17 protein-coding genes are annotated in these 20,977 nt (G+C 69.8%); 12 read left to right on the top strand and 5 right to left on the bottom strand.

The annotated features are described in order from the left end of the window. Nucleotides 1-88: 88 nt before the first annotated feature. Nucleotides 89-2,476: an ABC transporter family substrate-binding protein gene (locus ACFQ6X_RS13075; RefSeq protein ID WP_383180340.1), complete on the bottom strand. Its 2,388-nt coding sequence runs from the start codon at nucleotides 2,474-2,476 to the stop codon at nucleotides 89-91. A gap of 287 nt (nucleotides 2,477-2,763) precedes the next feature. Between ACFQ6X_RS13075 and ACFQ6X_RS13070 the strand changes: the two genes are divergently transcribed. From ACFQ6X_RS13070 to ACFQ6X_RS13055, 4 genes are read left to right on the top strand one after another with little or no spacing between them, the layout of a single operon-like run. Next, nucleotides 2,764-3,015, top strand: coding sequence for a hypothetical protein (locus ACFQ6X_RS13070; protein ID WP_383180337.1), 252 nt, complete (start codon nucleotides 2,764-2,766; stop codon nucleotides 3,013-3,015). A 9-nt stretch (nucleotides 3,016-3,024) separates the two neighbouring features. Beyond that, nucleotides 3,025-3,900, top strand: a complete 876-nt coding sequence (locus ACFQ6X_RS13065) for a hypothetical protein (RefSeq protein WP_383180334.1) — start codon at nucleotides 3,025-3,027, stop codon at nucleotides 3,898-3,900. Next, complete coding sequence (locus tag ACFQ6X_RS13060) at nucleotides 3,901-5,814, top strand: fumarate reductase/succinate dehydrogenase flavoprotein subunit (protein ID WP_383180331.1); 1,914 nt, start codon at nucleotides 3,901-3,903, stop codon at nucleotides 5,812-5,814. Further along, nucleotides 5,811-6,584, top strand: coding sequence for a succinate dehydrogenase/fumarate reductase iron-sulfur subunit (locus ACFQ6X_RS13055; protein WP_383180328.1), 774 nt, complete (start codon nucleotides 5,811-5,813; stop codon nucleotides 6,582-6,584). Before ACFQ6X_RS13060 ends, ACFQ6X_RS13055 begins: the two co-directional genes overlap by 4 nt. Before the next feature lie 86 nt (nucleotides 6,585-6,670). On the opposite strand, the gene ACFQ6X_RS13050 is transcribed toward ACFQ6X_RS13055, so the two are convergent. Both ACFQ6X_RS13050 and ACFQ6X_RS13045 read right to left on the bottom strand, forming a co-directional pair. Continuing rightward, nucleotides 6,671-7,222, bottom strand: coding sequence for an isochorismatase family protein (locus ACFQ6X_RS13050; RefSeq protein ID WP_383180326.1), 552 nt, complete (start codon nucleotides 7,220-7,222; stop codon nucleotides 6,671-6,673). A gap of 218 nt (nucleotides 7,223-7,440) precedes the next feature. Beyond that, entirely contained in the window at nucleotides 7,441-7,908 is a 468-nt protein-coding gene (locus ACFQ6X_RS13045) for a MarR family winged helix-turn-helix transcriptional regulator (RefSeq protein WP_383180323.1), read from the bottom strand. A 256-nt stretch (nucleotides 7,909-8,164) separates the two neighbouring features. Between ACFQ6X_RS13045 and ACFQ6X_RS13040 the strand changes: the two genes are divergently transcribed. After that, nucleotides 8,165-9,220 carry a LacI family DNA-binding transcriptional regulator gene (locus ACFQ6X_RS13040; RefSeq protein ID WP_383180320.1) on the top strand — a complete coding sequence of 352 codons (1,056 nt, stop codon included), beginning with the start codon at nucleotides 8,165-8,167 and terminating at the stop codon, nucleotides 9,218-9,220. A gap of 64 nt (nucleotides 9,221-9,284) precedes the next feature. Here ACFQ6X_RS13040 and ACFQ6X_RS13035 read toward each other — a convergent pair whose 3' ends face one another. Next, entirely contained in the window at nucleotides 9,285-10,265 is a 981-nt protein-coding gene (locus tag ACFQ6X_RS13035; protein WP_383180317.1) for an acetylxylan esterase, read from the bottom strand. A 277-nt stretch (nucleotides 10,266-10,542) separates the two neighbouring features. On the opposite strand from ACFQ6X_RS13035, the gene ACFQ6X_RS13030 reads away from it, so the two are divergent. From ACFQ6X_RS13030 to ACFQ6X_RS13010, 5 genes are all read left to right on the top strand, one after another. Continuing rightward, nucleotides 10,543-11,787: a sugar ABC transporter substrate-binding protein gene (locus ACFQ6X_RS13030; protein ID WP_383180315.1), complete on the top strand. Its 1,245-nt coding sequence runs from the start codon at nucleotides 10,543-10,545 to the stop codon at nucleotides 11,785-11,787. Between the two features lie 5 nt (nucleotides 11,788-11,792). Further along, entirely contained in the window at nucleotides 11,793-12,800 is a 1,008-nt protein-coding gene (locus tag ACFQ6X_RS13025; RefSeq protein ID WP_383180312.1) for a carbohydrate ABC transporter permease, read from the top strand. Beyond that, on the top strand, nucleotides 12,797-13,672 hold the full coding sequence (locus tag ACFQ6X_RS13020) for a carbohydrate ABC transporter permease (RefSeq protein ID WP_383180309.1): 876 nt from the start codon (nucleotides 12,797-12,799) through the stop codon (nucleotides 13,670-13,672). The genes ACFQ6X_RS13025 and ACFQ6X_RS13020 overlap by 4 nt, the downstream gene beginning before the upstream one ends. 87 nt (nucleotides 13,673-13,759) lie before the next feature. Beyond that, a complete protein-coding gene (locus ACFQ6X_RS13015) occupies nucleotides 13,760-14,962 on the top strand; it encodes a glycoside hydrolase family 1 protein (RefSeq protein WP_383180306.1) in 1,203 nt (400 codons plus the stop codon). 168 nt (nucleotides 14,963-15,130) lie between these two features. Next, nucleotides 15,131-16,645, top strand: coding sequence for a glucoamylase family protein (locus ACFQ6X_RS13010; RefSeq protein ID WP_383180303.1), 1,515 nt, complete (start codon nucleotides 15,131-15,133; stop codon nucleotides 16,643-16,645). A gap of 21 nt (nucleotides 16,646-16,666) precedes the next feature. Here ACFQ6X_RS13010 and ACFQ6X_RS13005 read toward each other — a convergent pair whose 3' ends face one another. Further along, the gene (locus ACFQ6X_RS13005; RefSeq protein ID WP_383180300.1) at nucleotides 16,667-17,716 is read right to left on the bottom strand and encodes a hypothetical protein; all 1,050 of its coding nucleotides are present in this window, start codon (nucleotides 17,714-17,716) and stop codon (nucleotides 16,667-16,669) included. 386 nt (nucleotides 17,717-18,102) lie between these two features. Between ACFQ6X_RS13005 and ACFQ6X_RS13000 the strand changes: the two genes are divergently transcribed. Together ACFQ6X_RS13000 and ACFQ6X_RS12995 are read left to right on the top strand one after the other, a co-directional pair. Further along, complete coding sequence (locus ACFQ6X_RS13000; protein ID WP_383180373.1) at nucleotides 18,103-20,157, top strand: TPM domain-containing protein; 2,055 nt, start codon at nucleotides 18,103-18,105, stop codon at nucleotides 20,155-20,157. 81 nt (nucleotides 20,158-20,238) lie between these two features. After that, entirely contained in the window at nucleotides 20,239-20,952 is a 714-nt protein-coding gene (locus tag ACFQ6X_RS12995) for a PspA/IM30 family protein (RefSeq protein ID WP_383180297.1), read from the top strand. Nucleotides 20,953-20,977: the final 25 nt, after the last annotated feature.

Genomic DNA, 20,977 nt, shown 5'->3' with positions numbered 1-20,977 from the left:
GTCTGGGCAGAAACCACCTTGCCCGCCGGGGGTCCCGGCGGGCAAGGGAATTGAGCTGGTTCTGAGCTTCCGATACGGCCTTGACCTGCTACTTCTTACGATTCGCGGGGGAACCTGCCGCTTGTCGCCCGGTGAATCCGATGTCCTCGTAGCGAGGTGCGGCGAAGCCGAAGGCACCGACGTTGGCGAGCTTCTTGTTCACGGCGACCAGCTGTGGCCGCTGATACAGCGGAATCGATCCTGCAGCGGCCCAGATCCGTGCGTCCGCCTGCTTCAGCAGATCCCTGGACGCCTCCGCGTCGAGCTCGGAGACGGCCTGGTCGAAGAGCTGGTCGATGTGGTCCGAACCGACTCGCGTGTAGTTCTGCTCGACGAGCAGCGACCCGTCGGTGGCGGGCTCGGGCTTGGAGAAGATCGGCCGGCCGTCGGTCGCCGGGTAGGCGGTGGCGGGCCAGGAGTACAGCGCGAGGTCGTAGTCGCCGGAGGCGATGTGGTCCTTGAAGTAGCTGTCGTCCGAGACCTTGGTGATCTGCGTTCCGATGCCGATGGTGTCCAGCATCTCGACGATCCGATCGCCGACACTGCGCAGTGACTGCGAGCCGGGGCCGGACGGCAGGACGAATCGCAGCGTCAGCGGCTTGCCGTCCTTGCCGAGCCGGCCGCGGACCGAGGCGGGGGCGGGCGCCGCCGTGCCCACGGGGGCGTAGGCGCCTGCGGCGCCGCCGGGCTGCCTGTCCTGGGCGGAGACCTTGGCGTCGGCGCCGTCCCCGGCGGCGGTGCCGGTGAGCGCGCCGGCCTGGCGCCGCAGGGCGGCACTGTGGGCTGCGGCGGCCGGGGCGGTGGCGAGGACCCCGACGGGCCGGCCTCCCGGCTTGTCGTCGCCGACGATGTACATGCCCTCGTCACGGGATGCCTGGTCGTCCTTGCCCGCGTCGTCCGACCCTGCCGCGTCCGACCCCTCTTCGTCGGACTCGGCGGGCTTCGCGGACTTCTCCGCCTTCTCCGCCGGCTTCTCGGCCGTCCCGGACTTCCCGGCCTCGGGCTTCGCTTCCTTCTTCTCCTCGGCCTTCTTCTTTTCGGCCTCGCTGCCGGCCTCCTTCGGCGTCACGGCGGCGCCGCCCTTCGTCCAGCCCGCGTCGCCCAGCAGCGCCTGCGCCTCCTTGGTGTCCTGGTCGCCCAGTGCACCGCTGCCGTCCTTGTAGGCGGGCTGCCCGGCGAGCGCCAGGTGACTGCCGGGCGGCTTCGCGGGCAGGCCCAGCGGCTTCAGGACGATGTCGGCGAGCTCCTGGCGGTCCAGGGCGCGGGCCACGGCACGGCGGACCCGGTCGTCGGAGAGGGGGCCCGACTCCCCGTTCATCGCGAGCTGCGTGTACGCGGGCTCCAGGGACTTGCGTACGGCGAAACTGCCCAGGGACTTCTGCTCGGCGGCGTACGCCGCGATTGCCGCCCGGTTCTCTTCGCGGGCCGCCTGTGCGGTCTCCGCGGCCTCCTCGTCGGATCCGTGGGCCAGCGCCCAGGAGCGCAGGGCCGCAGCGGGTGTGATGTCGGCTCCGGGACCGTGGGCGGGCTGCCCGTTGCTTCCCCGGTAGCGGGCCGCGAGGGCGATACGGTTCGCGGTCGCCGGGTCGACGTCGGCGACGTCCACGGTGCCCGCGGTGAGCGCCTTGTCGCGCTTCTGGGGTTCGACGGTCCGGAAGACCAGGGATTCGAGCTTGGCCTCGGCACCCCACCAGCGCGGGCTCCGGTCGAGGGTGACGGTCCCCTTGGCCTTGTCCACGCCGCGCAGCCGGAACGGCCCTGCGGTGTTCTTGAGCGTCGTCCTCGCGCCGTCGTTGAAGGCGCCCGGGGATCCGGTCACCTCCTTCGGGTACAGCGGGGAGAACAGGGCGCGCCAGTCCGCGTACGGCTTGGAGAAGGTGACTCTGACCTGCAGGTCGTCCTTGCCGCGTTCGATCTTCTCGATCCGCTCGTAGCCGGCGTTGCGCGCCGTCCAGTACGCCGAGTCCTTGCCGCTCAGCGCGCGCCACTGCGCGACGAAGTCGGGAGCGCCGATCTCCCGGCCGTCGCTCCACACGGCCTGCTGGTTGAGCTTGTACAGGACGACCTGCTTCGGCTCCTGCTCGATGACCTTCGCCGACTCCAGGTAGTCGGGGTTGAGCCTGGGCTCGCCCCGCGCGTCCATCGGGAAGAGGGAGGGCAGCAGGGCGCCCGTGATCCGGGTGGTCGCGCTGTCGGCGTCCGACTGGAAGGTGTTGAGGGTGGCGGGCACCGCGTCGATCGCCCAGTTGAGCGTGGATCCCTCGGTGACCCGGTCGCGGGAGGCCGGGGCGATGTCCTGCGGGACGGCTGCCGAGGCGGCGCCCTCGCCGCCCGAGCTGCAGCCGGCCAGCACCGGGATCGTGAGGACGCCTGTCGCCAGGAGCGCGACCGAGCGGCGCTTTCGGGCCGTCCCCTGTGGGACGCCGAGGTGGGCCATGGCTGATACCTCCGGGGCCGGCCCGGCCCACCCCGTACCGGAATGGACCGGATTATTCGTTCTGGTGGCATTTGCAGTTGATCACACTGATTCGTTGACCCACTGAACCCACCTCCACGCGCGTCGGACAGCAGACACGGCCCGTACGGCGGCAAACCTCACCCGAGCGGCCCCACACCCGCGCCCCGGCCACGGGGGCCTGCCGGACCCTTGTGGAGCGGCGGTGTGACGCGTAACACTCTCAGGCACACAACTGCGCACCGCCATCGCGGGAGGTTGGTCAAATCATGTCTCTGCACGATGAGTTGACAGCCGTTCAGCACTGCCTCGACGACCTGGTCCGCACGGTCGGCCGGTTGGAGCGGACCGTCGCGCAGCTGCGCGCCCAGGACTCCGCCACGACGGAGACCCCAGGCCCCGACACTCCCGGCGGTCCCGGCCCCGGGGTCATCACCATCACCGAGACGCCGTACGACGCCGCCTTGTGGACGGACTCGGACGACGAGGGTCTGGGCGTCCGCGGCAGGCACGCCTTCTAGGAGAGCTCCTTGGCCACCGGTACGGAACCAGGTACAGAACCAGGTACGGAACCACCGAGGCCCGCAGCGCCGCCGGCGGGCACGACGGGCGCCGGGGCAGGGGTGCGCGGAGCGTCGCGCGCCGCCATCGCCGCCCGCCATCTGCGCACCGACCGGTGGTGGCTGGCGCCCGCCGCGACCGCCGCCGGCCTCTTCGCCTTCATCGTCTACTCGACCTGGCGGGCGTTCTCGAACGCCGACTACTACGCGGCCCCCTATGTGTCGCCGTTCTACTCCCCCTGTCTGGCGGAGAACTGCGTACCGATGCGGGGCGGCCCGAACTGGGACGTACTCGGCAGCTGGTGGGGCCTCTCCCCCGCGCTGATCATCCTGATCTTCCCGCTGGGATTCCGGCTGACCTGCTACTACTACCGCAAGGCCTACTACCGGGGCTTCTGGGCCTCACCCCCGGCCTGCGCCGTCGCCGAGCCCCACACGACGTACACCGGTGAGACCCGCTTCCCGCTGGTCATGCAGAACATGCACCGCTACTTCTTCTACGCCGCGGTGCCGGTCGCCGGAATCCTCACGTACGACACCGTGCTCTCCTTCCGCGACGAGCACTACGCCTGGGGCCACATGGGGCTCGGCTCGCTGATCTTCCTGGTCAACATCGTGCTGATCTGGGCGTACACCCTGTCCTGCCACTCCTGCCGCCACATCATCGGCGGCCGGCTGCGGCACTTCTCCGAGCACCCGGTGCGCTACCGGCTGTGGGGCTGGGTCGGCAGGCTGAACGCCCGGCACATGCTGCTCGCCTGGGCCTCGCTCATCAGCGTGGCGCTCTCGGACTTCTATGTGTACCTCGTCGCTTCCGGCGCCTTCGACGATCCGAGGTTTTTCTGAATGACACAGCTCGAACGGCAGCAGTGGGACGTCGTCGTGGTCGGTGCCGGGGGTGCCGGACTGCGCGCCGCGATCGAGGCCAGGGAGCGCGGGGCGCGTACCGCGGTCATCTGCAAGTCGCTCTTCGGCAAGGCGCACACCGTCATGGCGGAGGGCGGCATCGCGGCCTCGATGGGCAATGTGAACTCGGGCGACAACTGGCAGGTCCACTTCCGCGACACGATGCGCGGCGGGAAGTTCCTCAACCAGTGGCGGATGGCCGAGCTGCACGCCAAGGAGGCGCCCGACCGGGTATGGGAGCTGGAGACCTGGGGTGCGCTCTTCGACCGTACGCCGGACGGGAAGATCTCCCAGCGCAACTTCGGCGGCCATGAGTATCCGCGGCTCGCGCACGTCGGGGACCGTACCGGCCTCGAACTGATCCGTACCCTCCAGCAGAAGATCGTCGCCCTCCAGCAGGAGGACCACCGCGAATTCGGCGACTACGAAGCCCGGTTGAAGGTCTTCCAGGAGTGCACGGTCACCCAGGTCCTCAAGGACGGTGACCGGGTCGCGGGCACCTTCTGCTACGAGCGGGAGTCCGGCCGCTTCTTCGTGCTCGAAGCCCCCGCGGTGGTCCTTGCCACCGGAGGCATCGGCAAGTCCTTCAAGGTGACGTCGAACTCCTGGGAGTACACCGGTGACGGCCACGCACTGGCGCTGCTCGCGGGCGCGCCCCTGCTGAACATGGAGTTCGTGCAGTTCCACCCGACCGGCATGGTCTGGCCGCCGTCGGTGAAGGGCATTCTCGTCACCGAGTCGGTGCGCGGCGACGGCGGGGTGCTGCGGAACTCCGAGGGCAAGCGGTTCATGTTCGACTACATCCCCGACGTGTTCAAGGAGAAGTACGCGCAGTCGGAGGAAGAGGGCGACCGCTGGTACGAGGACCCCGACAACAACCGGCGTCCGCCCGAACTGCTGCCCCGCGACGAGGTGGCCCGCGCCATCAACTCCGAGGTGAAGGCGGGCCGCGGCTCGCCGCACGGCGGCGTGTTCCTGGACGTGTCGACCCGGATGCCCGCGGAGAGGATCCGGCGGCGGCTGCCCTCGATGTACCACCAGTTCAAGGAGCTGGCGGACGTCGACATCACGGCTGAGGCGATGGAGGTCGGACCGACCTGTCACTACGTGATGGGCGGGATCGCCGTGGACTCCGACTCCGCCAGTGCCCTCGCCGTCCCCGGGTTGTACGCGGCGGGCGAGGTGGCCGGCGGCATGCACGGCTCCAACCGGCTCGGCGGGAACTCCCTCTCGGACCTGCTGGTCTTCGGCAGACGGGCCGGAGCGCACGCCGCCGAGTACGCGAGCTCGCTCGACACACCGCCCGTGGTGGACCAGGACCGGATCGACACGGCGGCGGCCGAGGCCCTGCGGCCGTTCGGCTCCGAGGTGGCCGGCACCGGCGGGACACCCGCGGAGAATCCGTACACCCTGCACCAGGAACTCCAGCAGACGATGAACGACCTGGTCGGCATCATCCGGCGGGAGCACGAGATGGAGCAGGCGCTGGAGAGACTGGCGGCGCTCCGGGAACGGGCGCAGCACGCCGTCGTCGAGGGGCACCGGCAGTTCAACCCCGGCTGGCACCTCGCACTGGACCTGCGGAACATGCTGCTGGTCAGCGAGTGCATCGCCCGGGCAGCGCTGGAGCGTACGGAGAGCCGAGGCGGGCACACCCGCGAGGACTGCCCCTCGATGGAGCGCTCCTGGCGCCCCGTCAATCTGCTCGCGCGGCTCGCCGGGAACGACGATCCCGCACAGGGCCTGATCGAGCTCGTACGTACGACGACCGAACCCATCCGTCCCGACCTGCTCTCCCTCTTCGAGAAGGAGGAGCTGGTCAAGTACCTCGCCGAAGAGGAGCTGTACGAGTGAGCAGCTACGAAGCCCGGTTCAGGGTGTGGCGCGGGGACACCGACGGCGGTGAGCTGAAGGACTTCGCGGTCGAGGTGAACGACGGGGAGGTCGTCCTCGACATCATCCACCGGATCCAGGCCACGCAGGCGGGCGATCTGGCGGTGCGCTGGAACTGCAAGGCGGGCAAGTGCGGTTCGTGCAGCGCGGAGATCAACGGCCGGCCCCGGCTTCTGTGCATGACGCGCATGTCGGTGTTCCGCCGCGAGGAGACGATCACGGTCACTCCGCTGCGGGCCTTCCCGGTCGTGCGCGATCTGGTGACGGATGTGACCTTCAACTACGCCAAGGCGCGCGAAGTGCCCGCCTTCGTACCGCCGCAGGGGGTGAAGGCGGGCGACTACCGGATGCAGCAGGTCGACGTGGACCGCTCCCAGGAGTTCCGCAAGTGCATCGAGTGCTTCCTGTGCCAGGACACCTGTCATGTGGTGCGCGACCACGAGGAGAACAAGACGGCGTTCGCCGGGCCGCGCTTCCTGATGAGGGTGGCCGAGCTGGACATGCACCCCCTGGACGCCGCCGCCGAGTCGGGGCTGGACCGGAAGGCGACGGCGCAGGAGGAGCACGGCCTGGGCCTCTGCAACATCACCAAGTGCTGCACGGAGGTGTGCCCCGAGCACATCAAGATCACGGACAATGCGCTGATCCCGCTGAAGGAGCGGGCCGTGGACCGCAAGTACGACCCGCTGGTCTGGCTGGGGAACAAGATCCGGCGGCGGGAGGGGTCCTGACGGAGCTGCGAGGCGGCAACTCGGCGACTCGGCGGCCTGTCAGCCTCTGGGCCCCTTGACCTCTGGGCTCTTGGCTTCTTGGCCTCTCAGCCGAGGAGCTTGACGATCGCGGCGGTGGTGTCGGTCTCGCCGAGCCTCGGGAAGATCTTCTCGACGCTGTTGCGGTGGGTGTCGGCGTCCATGTCGGTGACCGCGTCCGTGGCGATGGTGACGTGGTAACCGTGCTCGTGGGCGGAACGGGCGGTGGACTCGACCCCGATGCTGGTCGCGATGCCCGTCACCACGATCTGGGTGATGCCGCGGCGGCGGAGCCGCAGGTCCAGGTCGGTGCCGTAGAAGGCTCCCCACTGCTCCTTGGTGACGACGATGTCGCCCTCGCGGGGCCCGAGCTCGGGGACGAGGTCGGCCCAGTCCGCGGCGGGCCGGCCGGCCGGCGCGGAACCGTCCGTACGGCCGGGGGCTCCGCCGGTGACACGGACCAGGACGACCGGGAGACCCTTGGCGCGGAAGGCGTCCGCGAGGGTCGCGGAGTTCGCGACGATGTCGGCTGCGGGGTGGACGGTGGGGCGGCCGACGATGCCCTTCTGGAGGTCGACGACGACGAGTGCGGTCTTCGGGTCCAGGGTGGTGGCGGTCATGTGCGTGCTCCTTGTGGTGCGGGGGGGGCGGGTGATCCGTTGCGTGCGCGTGGGGCGCGGTCGTCGGCGGTCGGGATGATCACCGGGCGACGCGGTGGGGTGGGCGCTCGGGCCGCGGTTGAGGACCTGATGCCGGGGCTACCGGGGGCGGAGGCCCGTTCGGCGCTCCGGGGGTGATTCCGGTGATGCACCGGATGCCGTGCTCGTCCTGCGCCCGGTCACTTCTCGACGAGGCGGCCGATGAGCTCGACGGCTTCGGCGACCGTTCGGCGTTGCTCCCCGTCCAGTTCGGCGGTGATCGCCTCGGCCAGCCAGCTCCGCTTGGCGGCCCGGACCTCGGCCAGCGTGGTGCGCCCCGCGTCCGAGATGGACACGACCGATTTCCGCCCGTCCGACGGGTCGGGGGCGCGGGCGACAAGGCCCAGGTCCCCCAGCGCGCCGAGAGTCAGCCGCATCGACTGCGGCCGTACGAGCTCGGCGCGGGCCAGCGCCGCGGTTGTTGCAGGCCCTTCCTCGTCCAGTCTGGCCAGCACCGACCGCTGGGAGGGCGTGAGCAGGCTGTCGGCCGAGCTGGTGCGCAGCCGCCGGAGCAGCCGGCCCACCACTGCCGCGAGGTCCGTCGCCACGCGCTCCGCGCTCGGGTCGGCGGGCCTCCGGTCCCGGGGGTCCGGGGAAGTACTGGACATCCTTCGACCGTAAAGATGGACAGGGCACCTTGCAAGGCAGCCTGTCCATTTTCTGCCCAGTGTTCGGTAAAGGGATACCGGGAGCGTGAACGCGGCGCGCGCCACACCGTTCGGTCTTGCTCGCCCGCCAGCCCGCGATCTAGGGTGAATGCGCTTTCAAAGGACCGGTCGGCACGGAGCCGGCCGCCCAGGAGCACACGTAACAGCACACGCATCAGGCGCGTCGCTACGGAAGAAGAAGCGGACGGTCGGTCGAGTGAGCGCCCCCACGGTGTACGACGTCGCCGAGCGGTCGGGCGTCTCCATTGCCACGGTCTCCCGGGTCTACCGGAACCCGGATTCCGTGCGCGCCCAGACGCGCGAGCGGGTCCTGGAGGCGGCCCGCGAACTCGGCTACGTACCGAGCGGCAACGCCCGTGGCCTGGCCAGCCGCACCACCGGTGTGCTGGGCCTCTGCTTCCCGGACTACGCCGACCCGGACGCCGAGGCGGACGCGGAGGCCGACAGCGACGCCGACGACGCGGTGATGCTGTACTCCGACCAGATCATCCGCGGCATGGAACGGGCGGCGCGCCGGCACGGCTACGCCCTGCTGATCGCCGCGTCACTGGAGGGCGGGCCGGAGAGCCTCGTCGCGAAGGTCGCGGGGCGGGTGGACGGCTTCGCCGTACTGGCGCAGACCGTGCCGACCGAGGACCTCGAGGTGATATCGCGCCGGCTGCCGGTGGTCATGCTCGCCGGGCCGCGCGAGATCGACCACCTCGACCACATCGTCGTCGCGAACGCCGACGGGGAGCGCGAGCTGGCCCGCCACCTGATCGAGGACCACGGCCTGCGCAGGCTCGCCTTCGTCGGGGGCGACCCCGCTTCGCCGGATGCCGAGGCACGGTTCCGCGGCTTCCGCGAGGCGTGCCGCGACGCCGGGCTGCCGGTGCCGGACGCACCGGATCTTCGGACGGAGATGATGACGCAGGCCGAGGGCGCACGCGCCGCGGAGACGCTGCTCGACCGGGACTCCGAGCGGCCGCAGGCGGTGCTCTTCGCCAATGACCAGATGGCGGTGGGCGCGCTGCGCGCGCTGGAGAGGCGCGGGGTCCGGGTCCCCGAGGACATCGCGGTGACCGGGTTCGACGGCATCCCGCTGAGCCGGATCGTGCGGCCGTCACTGACGACCGTGCGGCAGCCGATTCGGCAGTTGGGCGAACAGGCCGTGGAGTTGCTGGTGCAACGCCTGACCGACCGGAACCGTGACCCCGTGTCGCTGGAGCTGCCCGTCTCCCTGGCCCGGCGGGCGAGCTGCGGCTGCGGCTGACCCGGACTCCGCCCGGGTGCGGCCGGGGCCGCTCCGGGTCACTGTCCGAGCCACGCCCTCCGGGTCACCGCCCGAGCCACGCTCCGAAGAACCGCCGCCGACGGGTGCGGAGTTCGGCAAGGTCGGCATCACACCCTTCGTACGCGAAGTGCCCGGCGCCCAGTACCAGCAGCTCCCGCGGGCCGGGCAGCGCGTTGTGCACGGCGAACTGTCCCGGCGGCGGCACCGCAGGATCGAACAGGGCTGCGGCGACGAATGTCGGCAGTTCCAGCCGAGCGGCGGCCGTGGCCGCGTCGAAGTACCGCAGAACCTCCGTGACGCCGGGGTTGTCACGGTGGTGCGTCCGTACCGACTCCCCGCTGCCGCTGCAGCGCAGGGTGAGCCGCAGCGGATGGTTGCCGAAGGTCGGAACGGTGAGCTGCGCGGCGCCGAACCGCTCGTCCCAGGGCAGTGCGAGTGCGCCGAGGCCGCCTCCGAAGCTCTCGCCGACATAGCCGAGGGCACCGGGGCCGCGCAGTTCCGGCAGCAGTTCCTGGAGGGCCGAGGCCGCGCACCACAGGTCGGCCACGCAGTCGCCGATGACATAGGTGTCGCGCGACCCGATGCCGTGCAGAACATGCCTGGGGGCCCTGCTGGGAATGCCGGGCCACAGCCCACGGCTTCCCATCCCGCGCACGCAGGGCAGAATCGCGGCGGACCGGGGCAGCGGCAGCGGCACCTCCGCCCCCGGGCCCTGCCGGCCGCCGTAGCCGTGTCCGATGACGAAGCCGTGCTCCGCGGGCCCCTCGACAGGCAGCGCCAGCCAGCCGCCGATGCGCACCCCGCCCACGGAGGTGAAGGACACCTCGTGCAGCCGGACGCCGTCGCGCTCGCCTTCCACCGGGCCGATCTCGGGAGCGGTGGTCACAGCACGGGCCTCGCTGTGCCGCTCCTTCCAGAACGCCTCGAAATCCTCGGGCGCGGTCGGCGCGGGTATGCGCAGCAACTCGTCGAGCGTGTGCCCGTGGGCCGGATCGAAGGGAAAGCCGTGCGCGAACGAAGCCATGGCCACGACGGTAGCGCGCTCGCTTCCGCCCGCCGGGCGCCCTCCCTGGATCTCGCCGCACCCTTGCCGAACCCCTCCCAATCAAGCGGAATCGGTCACATCCACTTCTAATTCGCAAACGGCATGCTTACCGTTCCACAGTCGAGCCCCCAGGTGTCGAGCACGTTGCACGAGTGTGACCCAGCACCCTCTTGCGGATTCGTGAAGGACTGTCGCAGAGTGATGTATGCGCTTACAGGCAGCGCATACATCCGGATTGCTCAAGGAGGAGCCCTCCATGTCCCGCACCGCCAGAACCGTCTCCGCCGGTATCGCAGTCGCGCTCGCCTTCGGCATCACCGCCTGCGGGAGCTCCGGCGGCGCAGACGTCGCCGCGGACAAGAAGCAGACGCTCACCGTCTGGGCCATGGGCGCCGAGGGCGAGAAGCTCGCGGATGTGGCCAAGGTCTACGAGAAGGCCAACCCCCACATCACCGTCAAGGTGACCCCGGTCGGCTGGGACGTCGCCCACCAGAAGCTGGTCTCCGCCGCCGCGGCCGGCACCCTGCCGGATGTGGCGCAGATGGGCGGGAGCTACATGGGCGAGTTCGCCGAGCTCGGCGTCCTGGAGCCGGTGGACACCAAGACCTTCGACAAGAAGGACTTCTTCCCGGCGGGCTGGAACCAGGGCGAGGTGGACGGCACCGCGTACGGCGTGCCGTGGTACGTCGACACGCGCGTCCTCTACTACCGCACCGACCTGGCCGAGAAGGCCGGTGTCGACAAGGCGCCGTCCAACTGGCAGGAGATGCAGGACCTCGCCACCGCGTACCAGAAGAAGGCGGGCACCAAGTGGGGCCTGTCCATCCAGCCCAGCGGCCTGGACACGGTGCAGAACTTCTACTCCTTCCTGTACTCCGCCGGCGGCGAGATCGTCAACGACAAGGGCGACGCGGTCATCGACAGCCCCGAGGCCGTCAGGGCTCTCAAGGAGTACGGCTCGTACTTCGACAAGGGACTCTCCAACAAGTCCGTGCAGCCCGGCTACGACGTGGTGAAGGACTTCGGCAACGGCCGGGTCCCCATGTTCTTCGGCGGCCCCTGGCACGTCACCTTGCTGAACGAGGGCCAGCCGCAGCTCAAGGGCAAGTGGGCGGTGGCGGCCGTACCCGCGGACAAGTCCTCGGTCTCCATGGCGGGCGGGTCCTCCCTGGTGGTCTCCAAGGACAGCGAGCACAAGGCCGCCGCCACGGAGCTCATCAAGTACCTCACCGGCACCGAGGGCCAGGCGGACTGGTACGAGCGCACCAAGGACCTCCCCGCGAACACCGCGGCCTGGGCCTCCGGCAAGCTCGCCGACGACGCGAACCTCCAGATCTTCAAGAAGCAGATGGACACCGCCAAGGCCTCGCCGTCCACGGCCACGTGGACGGAGATCACGGACAAGGTCGACCAGGCCATCGCCAAGGTGACGCAGGGCAAGGCTTCCCCCGAGGACGCGCTGAAGACCGCGCAGTCCGAGATCGAAGGCCTCGTGAAGTAGGAGCCATGAGCACTACGACCGGAAAGGCCGCGCGGGCGGCCGAGGTGCAGGGCGGACCCGGGACTTCTCCGTCTCCGGGCGCCCTGCCCCATGACCAGCGGGGCCGACCGGGCCATCAGGGGCGCAAGGCGTCGATGGGTGTGCAGAACGCGGCCGGCTGGCTGTTCTCCACCCCCTTCCTCGTCCTCTTCACCGTCTTCATGGCGTTCCCGATCCTCGCCACTCTGCTGATGAGCTTCACGGACTTCGGGCTGCGCAATGTCACGCGCCCTTGGGAAGCGAACTTCATCGGATTCGAGAACTACGTCAATCTCTTCAGCGACGAGAAGTTCCTCAAGTCGCTTTTCAACACGGCGTATTTCGTGGTGATCGGCGTCCCCCTGACCATCGCCCTCGGACTGGTCGTCGCCGTACTGCTGAACAACGGCATCGACCGGGCAAGGACCTTCTTCCGCGTCGGTTTCTACGCACCGGTGGTCACCACGATCGTGGCGGTCGCCGTGGTGTGGCGCTTCGTCCTGGATCCGAGCGACGGCCTCATCGCCGGTCTCTTCTCCGAGGTGGGTCTGACCTCGCCGGACTTCCTCGGCTCCGAGACGCTGGCGATGCCGTCGATGATCGTGATGGCGGTCTGGCGCAACGTCGGTACGGTCATGGTGCTCTTCATCGCAGGTCTGCAGGCCATCCCCACCGAGGTCCGGGAAGCCGCAAAGCTGGACGGTGCCGGGGTGTGGCAGGAGTTCCGCGGGATCACCGTGCCCCTGCTGCGGCCCACGGTCCTCTACGCCACGGTCATCACGACCATCGGTTACCTCAATGTGTTCGAGGAGCCGTTCGTGATGACGCAGGGCGGCCCGTCCGACTCCACGCTCACCGTGTCGCTGAACATGTACCGCGAGGGCTTCAACTTCTTCCACATGGGTTATGCGAGCGCCATGGCGTATGTCCTCTTCGTAGTGATCATGGGCATCACGGTGCTGCAGCTCCGACTGCTGAAGGACAACACGAAATGACCGTCGGCAATGCACCCGGTGCCGTACGGACGGCGCCGGCGAGGAAGCCCCGGAACCTGAGGCGTCCCCTGGTCTATGCCCTGCTCTCGCTGGGCCTGCTGATCATGTCTGCGCCGTTCCTGTGGATGGCCCTCTCGTCGTTCAAGACGACCTCCGAGCTGTCGGCCAGTCCCCCCGTGTGGATTCCCACCGAGTGGACCCTGGACAACTTCCGGGAACTGCTCGACAAGCTGAATCTGCCGCTCTACTTCATGAACTCCGTGATCGTGGCGGTGCTGGTCACCGTCTCGAATCTGGTGTTCTGCTCGATGCTCGGGTACGCGCTGGCCAAGCTGAACTTCGTCGGCCGCAACAAGATCTTCGGTGTCGTCCTCGGTGCTCTGATGGTTCCGGGAAACCTGATGCTGCTGCCGCTGTTCGTGCTGATGAGCAAGCTCCAGCTGATCGACTCGTACGCAGGCCTGGTGCTGCCGTTCGCCGCCGGGGCCTTCGGGGTCTTCCTGATGCGGCAGTTCATGCAGTCGATCCCGGACGAACTGCTGGAGGCCGCCCGGATGGACGGTGCCGGCGAGTGGTACATCTTCTGGCGGATCGTGATGCCGCTGGTGAAGCCCGCCCTCGCGACGCTCTCGATCTTCACCTTCCTCGGTTCCTGGAACAACTTCGTGTGGCCCCTGATCGCAACCAACGATCCGGACAAGTACACCCTCCCCGTCGCCCTCGCCACGTTCGCCACGGACCCCAACAAGGCCGGTGGATCCAACGGGATGCTGATGGCCGGAGCGTTCCTTGTCGTCCTGCCGGTGCTGATCCTCTTCATCGCCCTGCAGCGGCACTTCACCCAGGGCATCGCCACGGCGGGCTTGAAGTAGCCCGCCCGGGCCGCCCCACACGCACTCACGAGGCCGTGCCCCACCCTCTCGGCCACGCCCCTTCACGCACAAGAGAGACATTCCGCGATGACGCACACCCCGGTCCCGTTCCCCGAAGGCTTCCTGTGGGGTGCCTCCACGGCCGCCCACCAGATCGAGGGCAACAACACCAACAGCGACTGGTGGGTCAAGGAGCACTCCACCGGCACCCACATCCAGGAACCCAGCCTGGATGCCTGCGACAGCTACCACCGCTGGCGTGAGGACATGGATCTGCTGGCCGGACTGGGCTTCACGGACTACCGCTTCTCCATCGAGTGGGCGCGCATCGAGCCGGCCGAGGGGCAGTTCTCCCGGGCCGAACTCGCCCACTACCGGCGCATGGTCGAAGGAGCGGTCGAGCGCGGCCTGCGCCCGATGGTCACCCTGCACCACTTCACCGTGCCGCAGTGGTTCGAGGCGCGCGGCGGCTGGACGGCCGACGGTGCCACCGAGCTCTTCGCCCGCTACGCCGCGGCCTGCGCGCCGGTGATCTCCACCGGTGTCAGCCATGTCTGCACGATCAACGAACCGAACATGATCGCCGTGATGGCCGGTCAGGCCAAGCGGGGCGACATCGGCTTCCCGCCCGCCGGTCTGCCCACCCCTGACGACGAGACCACCCAGGCCGTCATCGCCGCCCATCACGCGGCCGTGAAGGAGATCCGGGCCCTGGACGCCGGCATCCAGGTCGGCTGGACCATCGCCAACCAGGTCTACCAGGCGATCCCGGGCGCCGAGGACGTCACCGCCGCCTACCGCCACCCGCGCGAGGACATCTTCATCGAGGCCTCCCGCGGCGACGACTGGATCGGCGTCCAGTCCTACACCCGTACCCGGATCGGTCACGACGGTCCGATTCCCGCGTCGGAGTCGGTCGAGCGGACGCTGACGCAGTGGGAGTACTACCCGGCCGCCGTCGGATACGCCCTGCGCCACACGGCCGAGGTGGTCGGCAATGACGTGCCTCTGATCGTCACCGAGAACGGCATCGCGACCTCCGACGACACCCGCCGCGTCGACTACTACGCCGGTGCTCTGGACGAGGTGGCCTCCGCGCTGGAGGACGGCCTCAACATCCAGGGCTACCTGGCCTGGAGCGCACTGGACAACTACGAATGGGGCTCGTTCAAGCCGACGTTCGGCCTGATCGCCGTCGACCTGGAGACCTTCGAGCGGACCGCGCGGCCGTCGGCCGTCTGGCTGGGTTCCCTCGGCCGCTCCCGCGAGCTGCCCCGCACCGCCGGCTGAGACCGGCCCCAGAACGGGGAGCCACGTGATGGCTCTCTCCGGTGGGGGAGTCGTCGGCACCTGACGGCCGTCGGCTCCCCCACTGCATTTCCGCGGCCGGACCTCGTCCTGCCGCCATCTGAATCCGAACATCCGTGACAGACGATGACTCTTCTTCGAGAGGTTCTGATGGACCGTCGAACATTTCTCACCGCTGCCGGGACCGGGGCAGCCGCCCTGTCCCTCGGAGCCGTCTCCGCTCCCTCCGCATCCGCCGCCCAGGCCGCTCCCACGGCCGGGGCCCTTCGATCCGCGCGCGCCGCTCGTTCCCTTCATGCCTTTGATACACCGCAGCTGCTGCATTGGTTCCGCGATACGTACCGCTCGATCGAGGCCATGACGACGGACTTCGGTCTCGCCGCCGACAAGATCGACCTCAGCGGGTCCGGCCCCGTCCCGTCCCGCCAGACCTCGCCCACCAACATCGGCTGCGGCCTGTGGGCGGCCGTTGCGGCCGCGGGGCTCGGCGTGATCGGCGAGGACGCGATGCTCCGCACGCTGGACCGCACGGTGTCCGCCGTCGAGAAGCTGGAGCGCCACCACGGCTTCTGGCTCAACTGGTACGACGCCCATGACGGTTCGGTGCTGACCGAGTGGCCCGGCACGGGTGACCCGGTCCGCCCGTTCCTCTCCTCCGTCGACAACGCCTGGCTGGTCACAGGCCTGCGGATCGCCGCCGACGCCGCACCGTCACTGCGCCCCCGCATCGGACGGATCCTTGAGACCGCCGACTGGTCCTACTACTACACGCCGTACGACGCCGCCGACCCGGTCGCCGGACCCGGCCAGCTGCGCGGTGGGTTCTGGACCGATACCGAGGAGCCCACCGCCCACCACTACGGCGCGCTCAACACCGAGCCCCGCATGGCCAGTTATCTCGGAATCGCGGACGGCTCCCTGCCCGCCGAGCACTACTGGCACCTGCTGCGCACGATGCTTCCCGAGCACGAGCAGGAGCAGCACCCGCAGGGCAGGTACGCGGTCGTCGACGGTGTCCGCGTGTGGCAGGGGCACTACACCCACGGCGGCCGGAAGATCATCCCCACCTGGGGCGGTTCGATGTTCGAGGCACTCATGGTGCCGCTGTTCGTACCGGAACCGGAGTGGTCACCGCGGTCCTGGGGCCTCACGCACCGGCGCTACGTCCGCAGCCAGATCGTGCACGGTCTCGACGAGGCGCAGTACGGATACTGGGGATTCTCCCCCTCCAACGTCCCCGAGGGCGGCTACCAGGAGTACGGCGTCGACGCGCTCGGCATGCAGGTCGACGGCTACGCCTCCAACACCGACCGCACGTACACCACGGACGGCTCGCCGCTCCCTGCCCCGTCCGCCTTCACCAACGGCGTGGTCACTCCGCACGCCTCATTCCTCGCTCTCCCGTACGCACCGCACGAGGCGGTGGCCAACCTCCGGGCACTGGAGCGCGACTTCGGCGCGTACCACGAGGGGTACGGCTTCCGGGACTCGGTCAATGTCGGCACCGGGCGGGTCAGCGACTTCATGCTCGCGCTCGACCAGGGCATGATCGCCGCGGCGCTGGCGCAGGCCATCCGGCCCGGACTGCTGCAACGGCCGTTCCGGACGGGTGGCTTCCGGTCGCGGGTACGCCCTCTGCTCGCCAAGGAGCGGTTCGGTATCTGACTCCTCCGCCGCCAGGCGGACTCAGTGCCAGCCTTCCCGGTAGGCCGCCCAGTCGCCCTCGCGCGCGGCGAAGTCGACGTAGAGCGCGACGCCGAAACGCTTCCGGTCGCGGTCCGTCCGTGCCAGGCCCAGCCTGGCACCGCGGACCGCGGCCTCGACCGTTTCCGCGGCGTCCCGGTGCCCCAGATCGTTCTCGTGGAAGAACGGCACCCCCATCAGCAGGTCGGTGTCCTCGGGCGTCACCTCGAGGGCGAGCGCGGTCTGCTGGGCGACGAATCCGCCGTAGGTGCCCTCGAACGGCATCCAGCTGTCGTACGACATCACGGCGATCTGGTCGACCCGCCCGGCGACCTCACCGAAGAATTCCTGCGACCACCACTTCTTCCTGCCGATGAGCGCGCCGAGGATGCTGTGCGCGGCGGGTACCGGATCGATCTGATGGGCGGCGACAGAGAGCTGCGCCTTGCGGGCACCGGTGAGTTCGCCCAGATCGTCGAGGAGGGAGAGGTAGTGGCCGTCCCCGGAATGCAGGGGTTCCAGGTCGAAGTGGACTCCTTCGAACCCCGCGTCCAGTATCTGCCGCGCGGAGCTGACGACGGCTGCGCGGGACGCGGCGCGTTCGAGGCGCAGGCCGTCGGGTCCCTCGGTCGCCAGGACGTCGCCGAGCCAGGCCTGCACCCGGATGCCGGGCAGGGTGCGGTGCACCGCATCGATCAGCCACTGCGCCTTCGGATAGCGCTTCGCCGGCAGGGTGCCGTCGTGTTCCAGCGGTCCGGCGTGCACGTAGAGGTCCTTGATGCCGGTCCCCTTTATCTGTGCGGCGAAGGCCGCCAGGTCTCTGTCGCCCTTGCGCCCGTCGACCCACGCATGGCCGAGCCAGATGGCGTCACGCCCACGGGTGCGGGTGTCCTCGCCCGGATCCCCGGTGTAGTTCAGCCGCAGCGCGATGCCCGCGGTCAGGACCGGCAGGACGAGCAGCAGGACCAGTGCCAGAGCGACGCGTCGCGGCCAGGTCCATCGGATCCGGGCCCACCTGTTCCGCGCCGTTCCGGCCGTCTTCCCTGTGCCCATGTCCGTACCCCCTGAGTTTCGCTGTGCCGATGCAGTACCCGGCCGCCTGATTTCCTCCTGCCGGAAGGCCCGCACCGCTTTCGTCCCTGGCGTCACAGACGCAATCCTCAGCCACTTCCGTTCCTTCTTCGGCCGGCCCGGGTCGCCCGATCGGACGCGGAGCCGCTGCGCGGTCCTCCCTCACTCCTCATCCGTACCGCCGTCCAAGGCGTTGCGAGGCGGGGTGGCGGAAGCGGCTGTACGACGGCCGGCCGGCCCGTCCGAGGACCGAGGGCGCCGGGTCGCGAGGGGAACAGGGCGGACATAGCCTCCCCAATGTGACGCAGCCCGCGAGCCGTACCCGGATCTCCATACCCGCCAGGGTCCTCCTCGCCGTGCTGGCAGCGATGTGCTGGATCGCTCTGCCCGCCGCCCCGGGCGCCCGTGCCGACGACCCCGTCGTGCTGTCCCGTGACGGGCAGATCACCGACAAGGTGGGAGCTCTCGGCGACCGCGACCAGCAGGTCGAGTCCGCGCTCGACGCGTTGTTCGACAGCAGCCGGATCCAGCTCTTCGTCGTCTACGTACGAGATTTCTCCGGCCGCGACGCGCAGACCTGGGCCGACGAGACCGCGAACCGCAACGGGCTCGGGCAGGACGACGTGCTGCTGGCCGTGGCCACGCACGACCGGCAGTACGCCTATTCCGTCGACCAGGGGTCGCGGCTCACCGACGGACAGCTCCAGGACGTGGCGAGCACGGCGATCGAACCGGCTCTGCGGCAGAACGACTGGGCCGGGGCCGCGATCGGCGCCGCGAACGGGTACGCCGCCGTGCTCGCCGGCCGGCCCGTTCCGGCTCCCGCGATCACACCGGGGGCCGCGGACCCCGGAACAGGCAGCGACTCCGGCAGTGGCAGCGCGGGGAACCTGATCGTGCCCATCGCCGTCGTCGCAGCCGCGGGTGCAATCGCTGCCTATGCGTACACCCGCCGCAGGAGGCGTGCGTCGGGCCGGACCACCCCTGCCGCGGCCGGCTGGGGCAGCGGCGCACAGGAATCGGCCGAGCCGCCCACGCCGTTGCCGGAGCTCGACGCACAGGCCAAGGCCGACCTGGTGGACACGGACGACGCCGTGCGCACCAGCGAGGAGGAGCTCGGATTCGCCACCGCGCAGTTCGGCGAGGAGGCCGCGGCTCCGTTCGCCCAGGCCGTCGACCATGCCAAGTCGGAGCTGACCGCGGCCTTCCGCCTGCGGCAGCAGCTCGACGACGCCTTCCCCGAGGACGACGCGACACGGCGCCGCATGCTCGACGAGATCGTCAGCCGCTGTGCGGAGGCGAACGGACGTCTGGACGCCGTGGCCGAGGACTTCGACCGGCTGCGCGCCCTCGAGCAGACCGCGCCCCAGGCCGTGGCGACTGCGGAGGCCACGTTCCACGACCTGTCCGGACGGATCTCCACGGCGGAGTCCACCCTCACGGGAATGCGCAGCCGGTACGCGGAGTCGGCCGCCGCGCCGGTGGCCGACGACGTCGAGCAGGCCAAGGACCGGCTGCTGTTCGCCACGTCCGGCCTCGATCAGGCACGCCAGGCCGTGGCCGACGGCGACAACGCGAAGGCCGCTGTGTACGTCCGGGCCGTCGAGGGCGCGATCGGGCAGGCGTCCGCACTCGTCGACGCCGTGGACCGGCGTGCCGTGGAACTGGCCGAGGCCGCGGGCAAGCTGCCGGGTGCCCTGACCGAGACGGAAACGGATCTGGCCGATGCGGGAGGTCTGCTGAAAGGCACGGCCGAGGGAGTCTCCACCGCGGATCTGCAGGGCAGGATCGCGCGCGCGGCGTCGGTGCTCAGTGATGTGCGCAGCGAGATGGAAGCCGGTCCCTACGACCCCATCGACGCGCTGCGCAGGGTGGAGGAGGCGGACGCGGCGCTGGACGAAGCCCTCGCCGGGGCCCGCGAGCAGGAGCACGGGAACCTGCGCGCCCGCTCGCTCCTCGACCGGGCGATGCTCACCGCGCGTTCGGCGATCGGGGCCGCCGCGGACTACATCACCACCAACAGAGGAGCGGTGGGCAGCCAGGCCCGCACCCGGCTGGCCGAGGCCCAGCGGCGGTGGGAGCGGGCCCGTGAACTGGGCGAATCGAACGATCCGCAGGGCGCGCTGAGCGAGGCCCAGCAGGCGGACGCCCTGGCGGGGCTGGCGCAGAGCCTGGCCGAACAGGACGTGCGGGCCTACCGGAACCAGAACGGCCCGGGCGGTGTACAAGGAGGGGGAAGCGGGATGGGCGGGGCGGTTCTGGGCGGCATCCTCCTCGGTGGACTCCTCGGCGGGAGCGGCCGGGGCGGGGGATTCGGAGGGGGGTTCTCGGGAGGTTTCGGAGGCGGAGGGTTCTCAGGCGGGCCGGGCAGCTTCGGCGGCGGGGGAACCCGTGGCCGAAGGGGCGGCGGAGGCCGGTTCTGAGGTTCTGACGGACGGCGCGTCGCGTCATCCGCGGAGTTTCACGTTGCGTCAGTCGCTGTATTTCACACAAGGAGAGGTGCCATGACCAAGCAGACGATCCTCGGCCGCGTCACGCAGCTGGCGCGGGCCAACATCAATGCCCTGATCGACCAGGCGGAAGACCCCCAGAAGATGCTGGACCAGCTGATCCGCGAGTACACGGGCAACATCTCGGAGGCCGAGCAGGCCGTTGCCGCGACCATCGGCAACCTCCGGCTGATGGAGCAGGATCACCGGGAGGACGTCGACGCGGCGCGGGAATGGGGGCAGAAGGCCCTCGCGGCCAGCAAGAAGGCCGACGAGTTGCGCGCGGCGGGATCGGCCGCCGACGCCGACAAGTTCGACAACCTGGCCAAGGTCGCGCTGGGCCGCCAGCTCCAGTCGGAGCAGGAGGCCAAGACCGCTGAACCCACCATCGCCTCGCAGACGGTGGTGGTGGACAAGCTGAAGACGGGCCTGGACCAGATGAAGACCAAGCTGACCCAGCTGAAGTCCAAACGCGACGAGCTGGTTGCGCGCTCCAAGTCCGCCCAGGCGCAGAACCAGATGATGGACGCCGTGAAGAACATCGACGTCATGGATCCGACGAGTGAGCTCAGCCGCTTCGAGGACAAGGTGCGGCGCGAGGAGGCGAGGGCGGTGGGCAAGCAGGAGCTTGCCGCGTCGTCCCTCGACGCACAGTTCGAGCAGCTGGACAGTCTCGGTGAGAGTGCGGAGGTCGAGGCCCGGCTCGCCGCCCTGAAGTCGGGCTCATGAAGCGACCGGAGGCCGTCGGCTCCGC

The sequence above is a fragment of the Streptomyces sp. NPDC056452 genome, from assembly GCF_042796085.1.
Taxonomy (GTDB): domain Bacteria; phylum Actinomycetota; class Actinomycetes; order Streptomycetales; family Streptomycetaceae; genus Streptomyces.
The sequence above is the reverse complement of the archived record's forward strand: the minus strand, read 5'-3'. Positions and strand labels throughout refer to the sequence as shown.

Coding starts and splice junctions, on each gene's coding strand:
- ACFQ6X_RS13025 (WP_383180312.1), top strand. CDS start 11,793: ATGAGCACTACGACCGGAAAGGCCGCGCGGGCGGCCGAGGTGCAGGGC.
- ACFQ6X_RS13020 (WP_383180309.1), top strand. CDS start 12,797: ATGACCGTCGGCAATGCACCCGGTGCCGTACGGACGGCGCCGGCGAGG.
- ACFQ6X_RS13060 (WP_383180331.1), top strand. CDS start 3,901: ATGACACAGCTCGAACGGCAGCAGTGGGACGTCGTCGTGGTCGGTGCC.
- ACFQ6X_RS13035 (WP_383180317.1), bottom strand. CDS start 10,265: ATGGCTTCGTTCGCGCACGGCTTTCCCTTCGATCCGGCCCACGGGCAC.
- ACFQ6X_RS13050 (WP_383180326.1), bottom strand. CDS start 7,222: ATGACCGCCACCACCCTGGACCCGAAGACCGCACTCGTCGTCGTCGAC.
- ACFQ6X_RS13010 (WP_383180303.1), top strand. CDS start 15,131: ATGGACCGTCGAACATTTCTCACCGCTGCCGGGACCGGGGCAGCCGCC.
- ACFQ6X_RS13005 (WP_383180300.1), bottom strand. CDS start 17,716: ATGGGCACAGGGAAGACGGCCGGAACGGCGCGGAACAGGTGGGCCCGG.
- ACFQ6X_RS12995 (WP_383180297.1), top strand. CDS start 20,239: ATGACCAAGCAGACGATCCTCGGCCGCGTCACGCAGCTGGCGCGGGCC.
- ACFQ6X_RS13045 (WP_383180323.1), bottom strand. CDS start 7,908: ATGTCCAGTACTTCCCCGGACCCCCGGGACCGGAGGCCCGCCGACCCG.
- ACFQ6X_RS13030 (WP_383180315.1), top strand. CDS start 10,543: ATGTCCCGCACCGCCAGAACCGTCTCCGCCGGTATCGCAGTCGCGCTC.
- ACFQ6X_RS13070 (WP_383180337.1), top strand. CDS start 2,764: ATGTCTCTGCACGATGAGTTGACAGCCGTTCAGCACTGCCTCGACGAC.
- ACFQ6X_RS13000 (WP_383180373.1), top strand. CDS start 18,103: ATGTGCTGGATCGCTCTGCCCGCCGCCCCGGGCGCCCGTGCCGACGAC.
- ACFQ6X_RS13015 (WP_383180306.1), top strand. CDS start 13,760: ATGACGCACACCCCGGTCCCGTTCCCCGAAGGCTTCCTGTGGGGTGCC.
- ACFQ6X_RS13075 (WP_383180340.1), bottom strand. CDS start 2,476: ATGGCCCACCTCGGCGTCCCACAGGGGACGGCCCGAAAGCGCCGCTCG.